This is a genomic window from Sphingopyxis flava (assembly GCF_900168005.1).
GTDB classification, from domain to species: Bacteria; Pseudomonadota; Alphaproteobacteria; order Sphingomonadales; family Sphingomonadaceae; genus Sphingopyxis; species Sphingopyxis flava.
The window spans coordinates 184,911-200,352 of record NZ_FUYP01000004.1; the positions used below are offsets into that span (position 1 = coordinate 184,911).

General features: G+C 65.4%; 8 protein-coding genes. 2 read left to right on the forward strand and 6 right to left on the reverse strand.

From position 1 onward, the window contains the following. The 4 genes from B5X69_RS04900 to B5X69_RS04915 all read right to left on the reverse strand — a co-directional run bounded on the left by B5X69_RS04900 (window position 1) and on the right by B5X69_RS04915 (window position 7,771). Window positions 1–1,629: an alpha-amylase family glycosyl hydrolase gene (locus B5X69_RS04900; protein WP_079637574.1), complete on the reverse strand. Its 1,629-nt coding sequence runs from the start codon at window positions 1,627–1,629 to the stop codon at window positions 1–3. Next, window positions 1,626–3,422 (reverse strand): alpha-amylase family glycosyl hydrolase, encoded by a 1,797-nt coding sequence (locus B5X69_RS04905; RefSeq protein ID WP_079637575.1) that lies wholly within the window; start codon window positions 3,420–3,422, stop codon window positions 1,626–1,628. The genes B5X69_RS04900 and B5X69_RS04905 overlap by 4 nt, the downstream gene beginning before the upstream one ends. Further along, window positions 3,419–4,927: a tryptophan halogenase family protein gene (locus tag B5X69_RS04910; RefSeq protein ID WP_079637576.1), complete on the reverse strand. Its 1,509-nt coding sequence runs from the start codon at window positions 4,925–4,927 to the stop codon at window positions 3,419–3,421. The genes B5X69_RS04905 and B5X69_RS04910 overlap by 4 nt, the downstream gene beginning before the upstream one ends. A gap of 87 nt (window positions 4,928–5,014) precedes the next feature. Continuing rightward, the gene (locus B5X69_RS04915; protein ID WP_217699097.1) at window positions 5,015–7,771 is read right to left on the reverse strand and encodes a TonB-dependent receptor; all 2,757 of its coding nucleotides are present in this window, start codon (window positions 7,769–7,771) and stop codon (window positions 5,015–5,017) included. Window positions 7,772–8,077: 306 nt separating this feature from the next. Between B5X69_RS04915 and B5X69_RS04920 the strand changes: the two genes are divergently transcribed. Next, entirely contained in the window at window positions 8,078–9,112 is a 1,035-nt protein-coding gene (locus B5X69_RS04920; protein ID WP_079637577.1) for a LacI family DNA-binding transcriptional regulator, read from the forward strand. Window positions 9,113–9,328: 216 nt separating this feature from the next. After that, entirely contained in the window at window positions 9,329–10,837 is a 1,509-nt protein-coding gene (locus tag B5X69_RS04925) for an MFS transporter (RefSeq protein ID WP_079637578.1), read from the forward strand. Here B5X69_RS04925 and B5X69_RS04930 read toward each other — a convergent pair. Beyond that, window positions 10,834–12,240 (reverse strand): efflux transporter outer membrane subunit, encoded by a 1,407-nt coding sequence (locus B5X69_RS04930; RefSeq protein ID WP_079637579.1) that lies wholly within the window; start codon window positions 12,238–12,240, stop codon window positions 10,834–10,836. The two genes, B5X69_RS04925 and B5X69_RS04930, sit on opposite strands and share 4 nt — an antisense overlap. 12 nt (window positions 12,241–12,252) lie before the next feature. Next, window positions 12,253–15,438 (reverse strand): efflux RND transporter permease subunit, encoded by a 3,186-nt coding sequence (locus B5X69_RS04935; RefSeq protein ID WP_079637580.1) that lies wholly within the window; start codon window positions 15,436–15,438, stop codon window positions 12,253–12,255. Between the last annotated feature and the right edge of the window lie 4 nt (window positions 15,439–15,442).

Consider the following 15,442-nt stretch of genomic DNA (forward strand, 5'->3'; position numbering starts at 1 on the left):
TTATCCTTCCATCTGGAGCCAGAGCGCGCCGCAAGGTGGCAGCTGGGCGGGGCTGGCGCCGTTCAGCGCCACAAGCGGTGCGCCGGCCGCGCCCAGCGCGGCAATGTCGATCGTAGCGCCGCCAAGATTCAAGAGACAGCGGATCGTCTCCTCATTTGCAATGCGATCAAACGCCAGCAGATCGCCCTCAGCTATCCACCGCGCATTGCGCCCGCGGCGCAGCGCGGGATGCGCGGCACGCAGCGCAACGAGTCGGCGGGTCAGCGCGAGCATCGAGGTGGGGTCGGCTTCCTGCCGGTCGACCGCCAGCGCAGCATGATCCGCCCCCAAGGGCAGCCAGGGGTCGACGTTGGAAAAGCCCGCGTGCATCGCCTCCGCCGTCCAGGGCATCGGAGTGCGCGCGCCGTCGCGCGACAGGGTCAGTGGCCAATTCTTGCGCGCCTCAGGATCCTTGACGAGTTCAAAGGGGATTTCGACCTGCCCCAGCCCCAGTTCCTCGCCGTTATAAAGGATGACGTTGCCGCGCAGCGCGCAGAGCAGCGCCATCTTCATCCGCGCATAGGCCGCGGGATCGACGCCCTCGGGCGTCCAGCGCGACAGCGCGCGTGGCGCGTCGTGATTCTCAAACGCCCAGCTTGGCCAGCCGACTCCCGGGGCGTCGGGCCAGCCCTCCGCCGCTTTGCGCACCAGCTGCGGCGTCAGGCGATCGGCATAGAGGAAATCGAAGCCATAGGCGCTGTGCAGCCGCCGGTCGCCCGCGGTGAACAGCTTCATCTCGCGCGCCGCATCGTCACCGCCGACTTCGGCGACGGTGAAGCGGCCCGCATATTCGTCGGTCAGCCCGCGGATGCGTTCGAGGAACAAGGGAATGTCGGGATGCGACTGGTTGTAGATCTTCTGCTGAAAGTCGAACGGCCGAGTGCGCGGCTTGTTCGACGGCGGCGCGGGCGGATTGTCGCGAAGCCGGGGGTCGTGCATCGAAAAGTTGATCGCATCGATGCGGAACCCGTCGACCCCGCGATCGAGCCAGAAGCGCACGACGGCGAGCAGCGCGTCCTGCACGGCGCGGTTATGGACGTTGAGCTGCGGCTGCGAGCCAAGGAAATTATGCAGATAATATTGACCGCGTCGCGCATCCCACGTCCACGCCGGTCCGCCAAACACCGATTGCCAGTTCGTCGGCGGCGACCCGTCGGGTTTCGCATCAGCCCAGACATACCAGTCGGCCTTCGCATTGTCCCGGCTCGCACGGCTCTGCGCGAACCAGGCGTGCCGGTCGGAGGTGTGCGCAAAGACGAGGTCGGTCGTCACATTCAGCCCCAGCGCATGCGCGCGCGCGACGAGCGCGTCGAAATCGGCTAGCGTGCCGAAGATCGGGTCGACGTCGCAATAATCGGCGATGTCATAGCCGAAATCGTCCATCGGCGAGGGATAGAAAGGCGAGAGCCAGATCGCATCGACCCCAAGCGAGGCGATATAGTCGAGCCGCGCGGTGATCCCCGCGAGATCCCCGACGCCATCGCCGTTCGAATCGGCGAAGCTGCGCGGATAGATCTGATAAATGACCGCGCCCTTCCACCACAAAGGCTGCGATCGCGGGGCGGACGGCAGGGGGGAGAGTTCGGTCATCGGGTTTCGCAGATCATATATCCAAGCGGCGGCAGCTGGATGGAGAGTTGTCCCGGCGCCGCGACCGCCGCCGGGCAATCGCCGTAGAGCGCCGCGTAGCTGTTCTTGGCCGGATCGACGGCGACGTTAGCGCTCAGCGGCGCATTAGCGGTGTTGAAGGCAAGGAGGATTTCCTGCCCCGACGCCGGATCAATGCGCGATACCGCGAACAACCCCGGCTTTTCGGCGTAGCTGCGAATAATCTGTCGGCCGCGGCGCAGCGCGACATGGTCCCGCCGCAGTTTCGCGAGACGCGCTAAGGCGCGGTAGAGCGGGTGGTCGGGGTCGAAATTGCTCTCGGCGGTCGTCGCGTCGGTGCCGATCAGATCATTGTCATTGTAGACCGCGACCTTGGACGCAAACATGTCCTCACGCGCGTCCTGATCGCCGCCGTCACCGGTAAAGCCCTGCTCGTCGCCCGCATAGAGGACCGGCACGCCGCGCAGTCCGAGCAGCAGCGCATGCGCAAGCTCGACGCGGCGTAGCAGCTGCGCATCGTCCGCGGCCGGAAAGGCCTTGCGCGCATAGTAAGCGAAGCGGCCGAAGTCATGGTTTCCGGTAAAGGTCGGAAGCTGGAGCGCGACGGCTTCGTCGCCGTAGAGGGGATCGGCCGAGAACAGCTTCTCCAGCCAGTCGGGCGCCCTGTCTCCCCCAACCACGTCGCGGACCGCGGCGAAGAAGGGAAAGTCGAGGCTCGCAGGCAATCCTGCGACGCGCGTGCCCTGCGCGGTGATTGTCGGATCCATGTCGCCCGTCGCATATTCGCCGAAGATATGGAAATGGGGGATGCCGTTCTCCGCCGCGCGGTCGAGCATGGCGGGCGTGAACACCCGCCAGAACTCCGGATTTACATGCTTGGCGGTGTCGATGCGGAACCCGTCGACCTTATAGGTGTCGATCCAGTCGCCATAAATGTCGATGAACCCCTGAACCACGCGAGGATCTTCGGTCATCAGATCGTCCAGCCCCACGAAATCGCCCATCGTCGCGCTTTCGCCGGTGAAGGTCGAATTGCCGCGATTGTGGTAATAGATGGGATCGTTGAGCCACGCGGGGACCTTGATGTCCTCTTCGCGCGGATCGATTTTGACCGTATAGGCGAAGTTCGGATCGGTCAGCCGGGCGAAATTCTCCACCGAGGGGACGGCATCGCCCGCGAAACCGCTGTTGATCGGCGCCCCGTCGGCGGCGCGGCGCAAATAGGGATAGTCGGCGCGGCTGCGATAGGGGCAGTCATAGCCGTCGCATTCGGCCATCTCGATGACGTCGGCGGTATGGTTGATGAGAATGTCCATATAGACCTTCATCCCGCGCGCATGCGCAGCATCGACCAGCGCCTTGAAATCGGCATTGGTGCCCAAATGCGGGTCGACCCGGGTAAAATCGGTCACCCAATAGCCGTGATAGCCCGCGCTCTCCCGCCCCTTCGGCCCCTGCACCACCTTGTTCTTGAACACCGGCGACAGCCAGATCGCGGTTGCACCGAGCGACTGGATATAGTCGAGCCGCTGGATCACGCCCTGAAGATCCCCGCCGTGGAAAAAGCCTTTGGCGCTCGGGTCGTAACCCGTCATCAGCCGGTCGCCCTCCAGTCCGCCCCGGTCGTTCGACGGGTCGCCATTTTCAAACCGGTCGGGCAGCAGGAAATAGATGATTTCGTCTTCCGGCCGCCGCTGACGATAATCTTCTGCAGGCGCGGCGGCGGGCGTGGTGCCCGCCATGCTCAGCGCCACGAGCGACGTAAAAAGGCTCATACGGTCACTCCTGCCGCGCAATGCTGCGCGATGAAATCGTCATGGGTGGGAAGCCGCGACGCGGTGCCTGCCACGATCGTTTTGATATCGCCGAAAAAGCCCGACAGCTCGTCGCGGCTCAGTTGATCAGCCATAGGGTGATAGGCGCGCGGCGCGACATTCTGCCCGGTGAGCACCTGGAACCAGCCGATCTCCACGAACAGCTCGTCGCCCTCGCGAACGATCCGCCCCTGGCTTCGAAACAGATCGATCTTTTGCATCAGTGTCTCGGGGATCGCCATCTCGCGGCACCGCGTCCAGAACGCGGAATCGGTGCGCTGATTGGCATGATAGTGCAGGATGATGAAGTCGCGGATGCGCTCATAATCGAAGCGAACCCGCCGGTTGTAGGCGTCGACATTGGCGGCATCGAAATCGCGGCCCGGAAAATGCGCGAGCAGCCGCGCGATACCGTTCTGGATCAGATGGATGCTCGTCGATTCGAGGGGTTCGAGGAAGCCCGAGGCAAGGCCCAGCGCGACGACATTGCCGCTCCAGGCCCGGCTGCGCATTCCGGTCCGGAAACGCAGCGTCCGCGGTTCGGCGAGCAGCCGCCCTCCGATATGGGCGAGCAGCACCGCGGCCGCCTCGTCCTCGCTGATGAAGTCGCTGCAAAAGACATGGCCGTTTCCCGTGCGGTGCTGGAGCGGGATGCGCCATTGCCAGCCGCTCTGGTGTGCGATTGCCTGCGTATAGGGCCGCGCTGGGCCGATATTTTCGCTGGGCACGGCAATCGCGCGGTCGCACGGAAGCCAATGCGTCCAGTCCTCAAAACCGGTTTGGAGAGCGCTCTCGATCAGCAGCGCGCGAAAGCCCGAGCAGTCGATGAAAAGCTCGCCGTCGATCGCGGTTCCGTCTTCGAGGACGACCGCTTCTACATGGCCGCTCTCGCCGTCCCACCGGACCTCGGCGATCTTGCCTTCCGTGCGATCTACCCCGGCAGCTTCGGCGATCCGGCGCAAATAGGCCGCATAGAGCGCCGCGTCGAAGTGAAAGGCATAGGCGATGCCGTCGAGGCCCGTGTTCGGGATATGGGGAAGCCGGGCAAAGCGGTTCTGAAGCGCCGCCGTCTCGTTCAGCGAATAGGTGCCGAAGCGGCCCGCGACGCCCTCTGCCCGGCCGCGCAGCCAAAATTGCTGGAACGGCAGCATGCCGAGGCTGCGCCCGATCTGCCCGAAGGCGTGCATATAGACATCGCCGATGCGCCCCCAGTTCTGGAACTCGATCCCCAGTTTGAACGATCCGCGCGTCTCGCGGACGAAATCATCCTCGTCGATGCCGATCAGCGCGTTGAACAGGCGGATCGACGGAATCGCCGCCTCGCCCACCCCCACGGTGCCGATTTCCTCGCTCTCGACCAGCCGGATCGACAGGCCGTCCATCGTGCGGGACAGCGCCGCGGCCGCCATCCAGCCCGCCGTTCCGCCGCCGACGATCACCACCTTTGTGATGCGACTGTCGCTCACTCTTCCCCTTCCCTCTCGTGCATGCCGTCCGGGGACCGCTCGCCCCGCCACGGGGGGCCGGACATGCCATCCGGCCCGCCGTTCAACTCAGAATTTGTAGGTGATGCCCGCCATGAAGTTGCGGCCGTAATTCTGATAGTCGCGGATCTGGCGGGGGTCGTTGTTGTAATAGGTAACGAACGGCTCGTTCGTCAGGTTCGACGCCTGGAGCAGGATGCCCAGTCCTTCGAGCGTACCGCTCTGGAACGTATAGCCGATCTGCGCGTCGACCACGAATTCGCTCTTCGCCATCACCTTGTCGCGAACGAGGCTCAGCCCCGAAACCTCCGCGAGGAATTTGGAGCGATAGCGGCCCGACACTCGCGCCTGGAACCCCGCCTTTTCGAAATAGGCGGTTCCGTTGACGACCCAGCGCGACAGGCCCGGCATGGCGATCGGTGCGGCACCGCCTTCGCGGACGCGGCTCTTGGTATAGGAGCCGCTGGCGAGCACACCGAAGCCGTCGAGCGCGCGGGTGAAGGTCGCAAAGGGCAGCGAGAGCGAGGCTTCGGCGCCATAGAGGTGGCCGCCGGTCCCGTTCCGCCACTGATTCGCGATGCCTTGATAGGTGGCGACCGTGCCGCCGTCGGGAATTTCAAAGCCGGTGAAATCGAACGCGTCGCTCTGGCGATAGATATAGTTCTCGAGATATTTGTAGAATCCACCCAGCGACACATAGGCGCCCTGTCCGAAATATTTCTCGACCGCGACATCGACGGCTTCGGCCATCAGCGGCCGCAGCTTCGCGTTGCCGAGGTCGAGCGACCAGGGGGAGGCGTTGATGTCGGTGTTGTTGCGCTTCGACGCGTCGAAATTGACGCCGCCGCCGGGCTTCAGCTGATCCATCCGCGCCCGCGCCAGCATGCGCGCCGCCCCGAAGCGCAGGAAGCTGTTGTCGGCAAACTCGACCGTCAGGTTCAGGCTGGGGAGAATCTCGGTATATTTGACGCCGTCAGTGACGGGAGTCGACTGGGTCTGCCCGTTCACGACCTGGGCATAGAAGCTGGAGGCCGACTGGTCGGTGTGGACGATCTGCACCCCGACGTTGCCCCGGACCGGCGTGCCGCCGGCGTCGGTGTCGAAATTGGCCTGAACGAAGCCCGTCAGCACCTTTTCGCGAACCTTATAGTCGTTGAAGATGCGCCCCGGGGTCCAGCCGGCCTCGTCGGTCAGCGTATAATTGCCGTCGCTGTAATAGCGCCAGCTGTCGAACGCGACCATGCCGGGGATGCCGATGAAGTCGAGCGAGACCGGGTCGAACAGATAGTCCGAAGGCACCGGGGTGTTGGCCGGGTAATCGGTGCTGGTCAGCACGAAGCCACGGTCGTCGAGGCTCTTCTCGCGGTCCGAATAATTGGCGCCCACGCGCAGGCTGCTGAAAACGCCGCCCAGCTCCTGCGTCGCCTGCAGACGCAGCGACTTGAGCTCGTCGCGGATCTTGGGCATGTTGACGAAGCCGTCCTGACAGTTGGGCACCGCACCGCCGCAGCTGTTCCACCCCTGCGGGTCGGTGATCACGAACAGATTGGGGTCGGCATAGTCGAGCGAGGCGTCGAGGATGATACCGCCCTTCGGCCGCATCTCGAATCCCAGCGCCGTCTCGCGCGCACCCACGCCCGCGCCGCGCCCGGTGCCGAGATAGATCTCCAGATTCTCCTCGGTTTTCTTGAGCCGCGAATAGCCGAGATCGAGTTCGAGCGTCAGCTTTTCATTGGGCTTGAACTGGGTGTTCCAGCCGCCCGCAATGATCGTCGAATCGCGGTGGACGACGTCGTTGCGCATCACGGCCTCGGTTCCCGACCAGGTGCCCCGCGTTACGAGCCCGTTCTCGATGGTGAAGCCGGGCAGCAGCGTCGAATTGCCCCACGCCAGCGGCAATTCGATACCGCGCAGACGCTGCACGTCCTTGAACTTCGACCAATAGCCGTCGAGCGTCGTATGGAACTTCTCGCTCGGCTCCCATTCGAGCACGGCCATCACACCGTCGCGCTTCAACTCGTTCGATTTCACATAAGGCTTGGCGCCGCCGATCAGGAACGCGGTGTTGGTGCCGTCGCTCACCTCGGGATAGCCCCAGGCGTTGAATCGCTCCTCGGCGGTCGGCGACTGCATGCGGGCGTAGCCGATCGCCCAGCCGAGCGTCCCGTCGGCATTCTGGTCGATATAGGAGATATTGGCGCGATAGCCTTTGTCCGAAATGTCGGGGTTGAGCTTGCCGAGGTCGTTGATCTCGAAGCGGGCGCCGACCGCGATCGCCCGCTTCCCATAGGCAAGGGGGCGCACCGTCCGCATGTCGATCGTACCGCCCAGCGCCTGCCCGATCAGCGAGGCGTCGGGGGTCTTGTAGACGATGGCGCCGTTCAGAAGCTCCGAGGGATATTGGTCGAGTTCGACCCCGCGATTGTTGCTCGCCGACACCTGTTCGCGGCCGTTGAGCAATGTGGTAGTGAAATCGGGCGCCAGACCGCGGATCGACACGACATTGGCGCGGCCGTCGAGGCGCTGCGTTGCAAGGCCGGGAAGGCGCGACAGCGATTCGGCAATCGACAGGTCCGGCAGCTTGCCGATGTCTTCGGCGGAGACGACCTCGACGATCGACGTATTTTCCTTCTTCGCCTGAACCGAATTGTTGATTGCGCCGCGAATGCCGGTGACGACGATTTCCCCCTCGACGCCGGCTGCAGCGTCGTCGAGCGGCGCGGCTCCTGCGTTCTGCGCCATCGCGCTGCCCGGCACGATAGCGGTCAAGGCAAGGCCCAGCGCGATCGCGCTGGCGCCGCGGCGGAATATGGTCGGCATGGTCATGAAAAGGCTCCCCTGACTCGGACGGGCAGTCTTGCCGCGCATCGGTCGAGGGGCGGCGCTCATCCGCCAGGCTCCTCTCCGACACGCGGGTGTTCCCGTCTTCGCCCTGCAATTGAGACCAATCGGCAGCGGCGGCCATAGGGTATACGTATACGCATATTATGCGGCCGCGGTGCTTGGTACCAAAATGTCACAGCCTGCTTCGCGCCGCGCAGGTCCCGATGCGAAGCCTTGCGCGGCGCCTGCCACCCGCTAGATTCGGGGGCGCGCGCAGCCTTCGGAAAGGCTGCGAGGCAGGAGAGGAACATGGGACCGCCGCCCTCGTCCAAGCCGACGTCGTTCGACATCGCCTATCTGGCGGGCGTGTCGCAGCCGACCGTGTCGCGCGCGCTGCGCGGCAGCAAATCGGTGAGCGCCGCGACCCGTGCGAACATCGAGCGCATCGCGCGCGAGCTCAACTATACGGTCGACAAAAATGCGTCGAGCTTGCGCTCGCAGCGCACCCATACGCTGGCGCTGCTCTTCTTCGAGGACCCGAACCCCGACGATTCGATGATCAACCCTTTCTTCCTGTCGATGCTGGGTTCGATCACGCGGCAGTGTGCGCTGAGGGGCTATGACCTGCTCATCAGTTTCCAGCAGATGCACAACGACTGGCACGTTGCCTATCAGGACAGCCACCGGTCGGACGGCATCATCCTGCTGGGCTATGGCGACTATCAGCTGTACCGCGCAAAGCTCGAGCATCTGGTGGAAATGGGGACCAAGTTTGTTCGCTGGGGCTCGGTGTCGGACGACAGTATCGGGCTGACCGTCGGGTCGGACAATCTCGGCGCGGGCGAGCTGGCAGGCGAACATCTGGTCGAGATCGGGCGGCGGCATATCGCCTTTCTCGGCGATGCGTCGGATCATGCGCCCGAATTTCAGGACCGCTACACCGGTCTCTGCCGCGCCCTGGCCGCAGCAGGCCTCACGGCGGACCCCACGCTCCAGCAGGACGCGGTTTCGTCCGAGGATTCGGGCTACGCCGCCGCAAAGGCGCTGCTCGCACGCGGCAAGGCATTCGACGCCATCTTCGCGGGCAGCGACCTGATCGCGATCGGCGCGATGCGCGCGCTCGCCGAAGCCGGGCTGGGCTGCCCGCAGGATGTTGCGCTGATCGGCTTCGACGACATTCCCGCAGCCAGCCAGACCTCGCCGACGCTGACCACCTTGATGCAGGACATGAAGGGCGCGGGCGAACTGCTCGTCGACGCATTGCTCCGCCGCATCGACGGCGAGGCGGCCGACCGCACCATGCTCCCCGCGCGGCTGATCAGGCGGCAGAGCACGACAGTTTAAACGATTGGCCCGGCGTCAGCCGCGCCCTGGTCGAACGGGGTGGGGTCCATCGGTCTTGCGCAAGGGTTCGGAACCCCGCCCAACCCCTCCCCTGAAGGGGAGGGGCCAGGCAAACGCATTCGTATACCCACCCCGGCCCGCTTGCCCCGTTCCGCGCCGCACGGCAGAGTCCGCCCGAGCGCGAGCCGCACCGGCGGCCAGAAAGAGGGAGAGGCAATGGAGAAGCCGCGACAGAGCCTTGCCGGCCTGTGGAACATCAGCTTCGGCTTTTTCGGCATCCAGATCGGCTTTGCGCTGCAGAACGCCAATATGAGCCGCATCTTCCAGTCGCTCGGGGAGGATATCGAGAAACTGCCCGGCCTGTGGGTCGCGGCGCCGCTCACCGGGCTGCTGGTCCAGCCGGTGATCGGCCATATGAGCGACCGCACCTGGCTCGGCCGTCTCGGCCGCCGGCGCCCCTATTTTCTGGGCGGTGCCATCCTCGCCGCGGTGGCGCTGTTCGTGATGCCCGAAAGCCCCGCGGTCTGGTTCGCGGCGGTGATGCTGTGGCTGCTCGACGCCTCGCTCAATATCTCGATGGAACCCTTCCGTGCCTTCGTCGGCGACATGCTGCGCAAGGATCAGCACAGCGCCGGCTATGCCGTGCAGACCGCGTTCATTGGCGCGGGCGCGGTGGTCGGATCGCTGTTTCCCGCGCTGATGGAGGCAATGGGAGTCGCCAATGTGGCGCCGCCGGGGCAGATTCCCGACACGGTACGCTACGCTTTCTGGTTCGGCGGGGTCGCGCTCTTCCTCGCGGTGCTGTGGACCGTCGTCTCCACCAGCGAATATAGCCCCGAACAGATGACGGCGTTCGAGGCCGCGCGTGCCGAAGCGGCGGCGCCCGCACAGCGCGCGCTCGCCTCGCGCGACTATGGTGCGAGCCTCGCGTGGATCGCCAGCGGTATCCTCGTCGCCTTCGTCCAGATGCGCTTTTCGCTGCTCCGCGAAATTTTGCTGCTCGGCGCGTTGCTCGCGGCTTACGGTCTCGCCTCGATGATTGCGATCGCGCTCGCGCGGCGGGGCAATACGGCAAATATGCTGTCGAGCATCGTCGGCGATTTCGCAGGGATGCCGCCGCTGATGAAGCGTCTCGCGCTCGTCCAGTTCTTCAGCTGGTCGGCGCTCTTCATCATGTGGATCAACACGACGCCGATCGTCACCCAATATCATTTCCACGCTACCGATCCCGCTTCGTCCGCCTATCAGGACGGCGCCAATTGGGTCGGCGAGCTGTTCGCGATCTACAACGGCGTCGCAGCGGTCGCGGCGCTGACACTATTGCCGTGGCTCGCGGCGCGGATCGGCGCGGCGCTTACCCATATCGTCGCCCTGATATGCGGCGCGGCGGGCTATGCGAGTTTTCTCGTGCTGCGCGACCCCGCCCTGCTCGTCCTCAGCGAGATCTTCATTGGCATCTTCTGGGCCTCGGTACTCGCCATGCCCTACGCGATCCTCGCGTCCAGTCTGCCGCAGGCGAAGCTCGGCATCTATATGGGACTGTTCAATGTCTTCATCGTGGTGCCGCAATTGCTGGTCGCGACGGTGATGGGACAGCTGATGAAGGCTTTCTTCCCCGGCGAACCCATCTGGACGATGGCCTTCGCGGCGGCGACGCTGCTGCTCGCCGCCGCCGCCATGGCGCGGGTGGTGCCGCTGGTTGCGGCAAGCAAGCCAGCCTCCTAGGACCAGCCGCCCGCCAGCGCGCGGAACAGCGCGATCTGCCGGCGCGAAATCGCTGCATCCTGCGCAGCGAGCGCCGCTTCGGCCTCGGCCGCGGTGCGTTCGGCATCGAGCCAGGCGAGCGAGTCCGCGGCGCCTTCCTCGCGCTGCGCGCGCACGATCCGCGCGGCCTTTGCCGCCTGCTCGCGCGCGGCGCGAAGCGCCTGCCGCTGTTCGAGCGCGCGCGCATAGCCCGATAGCGCGGTTTCGGTTTCCTCGAGCGCGCGCAGCACGGTACCGTCGAAGCGCGCGAGCGAAGCCTGCGCCTCGGCCTCGGCGCCCGCGATCCGCGCCCGCGCGGGCTCCTGATTGGGGAAAGCCCAGTTGATCAGCGGCCCCAGCAGCCAGCGCAGCGGTCCGCCACCGAAAATGTCGCCGAAACCCGTCCCCGTCGACCCGACCGATCCGCCGAGCGTGATGCGCGGATAAAGGTCAGCCGTCGCAACGCCAATCCGCGCCGTGTCGGCGGCAAGGCGGCGTTCGGCGGCGCGAACGTCGGGGCGACGCTTCAAAAGCGCCGCCCCGTCACCGACCGGGATGGGATCGGTGATTTCGAGGCTGATGTTGCGATCGCCTGCAATGGCAGGGAGTTCCGCGGGCGCACGGCCGGTCAGCGTCGCGAGGCGGAAGAGCGCCGCCTGCCGTTCGGCCTCGAGCGCCGGAATGTCTGCCGCGCGCTGGTCGCGCAGCGTCGTGATCCGCGCGAGGTCGAGGCCCGTCGCGAGCCCCGCCTCCTTGCGCCGCCCGGTCAGCATCACCTGCCGGTCGAGCAGATCGACGATATGCTGCGCAACGTCGAGCCGCGCCGCGCCCGAGGCCGCGTCGGCATAGGCGAGGGTCGTGTCGGAGACGACCATCACGCGTACCGCCTCGGCATCGGCTTCTGCCGCCGCAACGTCGCCGCGTGCCGCCTCGACCGAGCGCGCAACGCGGCCGAACAGGTCGACCTCGTAGGCGACGTTCAGCCCGGCATCGACCGTCCAGTCTTCGCGGGACGCGCCGGGCGCACGCTGGCCTTCGGGCAGACGGCCAAAGTCGGCGCCGGCCGAAATCCCGGTCTGCGGCAGCCGGTCGCTACGCGCACCGCGCAGCGCCGCGCGCGCCTTCGCGATATTGGCAACGGCTACGCGAACGTCGGTATTGGCCTTCAGGGCATCGGCGACGAGCCCGTCGAGCACGGGATCGTCATAGAGACGCCACCAGCCGGGCGCGACGGGATCGAGGCTGACGGCGGAGCTGTCCGCCGCAACGAACGCACCGGTCGCGGCGGGGGCCGACGCCGATTGGGGCGCCTTATAGTCGGGGCCGACCGCGCAGGCAGCGAGCGCCAACGCCGATGCGGCGGCGAGGGGGGTGCGGAGTATCATCGCTTTTTCTCCTTATTCCGCCGGAACCGGCGCCAGCGCGCGGTGGCCGCCCCTCCTGCCCCGCCGGCGCGCGAACCACTCGCCGAGCGCGCGGCAAACGACGTAGAAGGTCGGGGTGAAGATGAGGCCGAAGGCGGTAACGCCGAGCATCCCGAAGAACACCGCGGTGCCAAGCGCCTGACGCAACTCCGCCCCCGCGCCGCTCGCGATCAGCAGCGGCACGGCGCCGAGGATAAAGGCAAAGCTCGTCATCAGGATGGGGCGCAGGCGGTCGCGCGCGGCGCGTACCGCCGCCTCGATCGGCGGCAGCCCGTCCTGTTCCTCGGCCTGGCGGGCGAACTCCACGATCAGGATCGCATTCTTTGCCGCGAGTGCGATCAGGACGACGAGACCGATCTGTGTCAGCACATTATTGTCCAGGCCGCGCAGATTGACGCCCACCATCGCCGCGAGCAGGCACATCGGGACGATCAGGATGATCGCCAGCGGCAGCGTCAGGCTTTCATACTGCGCCGCGAGCACCAGGAAGACGAAGACTACCGCGAGCGCGAAGACGATGCCCGCCGTGTTCGCCGCCGCCTTCTGCTGGAAGGCGATGCCCGTCCATTCGGTGCCATAGCCCGCGGGCAGCGTTTCGTTCGCCAGCTTCTCCATCGTGGTCAGCGAGGCGCCCGAGGACGATCCCGGTGCCGTGTCGCCATCGACCTCGACCGCGGGGAAGAGGTTATAGCGCGTGACACGGTACGGCCCGGTGCGGTCCTCGAAATTGGCAACCGACCCGATCGGCACCATCGCCCCCGAGTTGGACCGGGTACGAAGGTTGGCAATGTCGGCGACCGTCTGGCGATAGGGCGCATCGGCCTGCGCGGTCACGCGATAGGTGCGCCCGAGCAGGTTGAAATCGTTGACGAAGGCCGAGCCAAGATAGACCTGCAGCGCCTCGAACAGGCGGTCGGGCGGAACGCCGAGCGCGTTCGCCTTGGCCCGGTCGATGTCCGCGAAGACGCGCGGATTCGTCGGATCGAAGAAGGTGAAGACGTTCGCAAGCCCCTGCGTCTGGTTCGCCTTCCCGATCAGATTATTCGCTTCTTTCGCCAGTTCGGCATAGCCGTGCCCGCCGCGATCCTGCACGATCATCCGGTAGCCGCCGGCCGAGCCGATCCCCTGGATCAGCGGCGGGGGAATGATCACGATTTGCGCTTCGGTGATGTCGGCGGTGCGCTTGCGCGCCTCGTTGATGATGTCGTCGAGCTTGACGCCGAGCTTCTTGCGCTCCTCGAAGGATTTGAGAGGAAAATAGGCGGCCGCCGAATTGGGCGCGAGGGTCTGCGACGGGCCGTCGAAGCCCGCAAGCATCACCGAACCCAATATGCCCTCGACCGGCAGCACGCGCTGCGCGACCTTCTGCAGCACCGCGTCGGTGCGTTCAACCGATGCGCCGGAGGGAAGCTTGGCGACGACGAGGAAATAGCCCTGATCCTGCGCCGGTATGAAGCCCGTCGGCGTCGCCCAGAAAAGGGCAACGGTGGCCGCGATCAGCCCCGCATAGGTCGCCATCACCTTCTTCGGCGCGCGTACGAGCCGCGCGGTGAGCGCCGCATAAGCGCTGCCCATCCGCTCGAAGGCGCGGTTGAACGCATCGCCGGCGCGCCGCACCAACTGCATGCCGCGCCCTTCGTTCGTGGGGGCCGCATGCGGACGCAACAGGATCGCCGCGAGCGCGGGTGAGAGGGTGAGCGAGAGAATCAGCGAGATGATCGTTGCGGTCGAGATGGTCACCGCGAACTGCTGATAGAATGCGCCCGACAGACCGGTAAGGAACAGCGTGGGCACGAAAACCGCGCAGAGCACGAGCACGATCGCGACCAGGGCGGCCGATACCTCGTCCATCGACGTCCGCGCCGCCTTGAGTGCGCTCATCCCCTTTTCGAGGTTCCTCTCGACATTTTCGACCACGACGATTGCATCGTCGACGACGATCCCGATCGCGAGCACCATGCCGAATAGCGACAGATTGTTGAGGCTGTAGCCGAAGGCCGCGAGCACCGCGAAGGTCCCGACCAGCGACACCGGGATGGCAAGCACCGGGATGATCGCCGCACGCCATTTCTGGAGAAAGACCAGAATGACGATCACTACGAGCACCACGGCCTCGAACAAGGTGTCCATCACAGCGTCGATCGACTGGGCGATGAATTCGGTGGGATTATAGATGACGCGATATTCGAGCCCCTTGGGAAAGCTCTTTGACGCCGTTTGCATCTCGGCCTCGACCGCCTGCGCGGCGGCGAGCGCGTTCGATCCGGGGCGCTGGAAGACCGCCATGATCACCGTGGGATCGCCCGACAGATAGGTATTGCTGTTGTAATCCGAGGCGCCGAGCTCGACGCGCGCGACGTCCGACACGCGAACCTGCCGCCCGTCACCATCGCTGCGGATGACGATATTGGCAAAATCCTTGGGGTCGGTCAGACGGCCCTGAGTTTCGACATTGAGCTGAAAATCGCTGCCGTTCGCATAAGGCGGCTGGCCGAGCGTACCCGCGGCGACCTGCACATTCTCGCGCCGCAGCGCAGCCACGATCTCGCCCGCGGTCAGATCGAGCGCGGCTGCGCGGCCGGGGTCAATCCACACGCGCATGGAATAGTCGCGGCTGCCGAACAGGCGCACATCGCCGACACCCTCGATCCGGCTGATGCGGTCGCGAAGCTGGGTCAGCGCATAGTTGGAGATATAGGGCCGATCGAGCGACTTGTCGGGGGAAACGAGGTTTACCACCATCAGGAAGTCGGGGGATGTCTTGCGCGTCACCACTCCGAGACGCTGCACGGTTTCAGGCAGGCGCGGGGTCGCGATCGCGACGCGGTTTTGAACCAGCACCTGCGCCGCGTCGAGGTCGGTGCCGATCTTGAAGGTCACCGTAATCGTGACGAGACCGTCGCCGGTCGACTGGCTGCTCATATAGAGCATATTTTCGACGCCGTTGATTTCCTGCTCGATCGGTGCCGCCACCGTGTCGGCGACAGTTTCCGCTGAAGCGCCGGGGTAGCTTGCCGTCACGGTTACCGTCGGGGGAACGATGTCGGGATATTGCGAGACCGGCAGGCCAACATAGGCCACCGCCCCGATGATGGTGATGATCACCGCGAGGACCGCCGCAAAGATCGGCCGGTCGATAAAGAAGCGCGAAAGGCGCATGGGA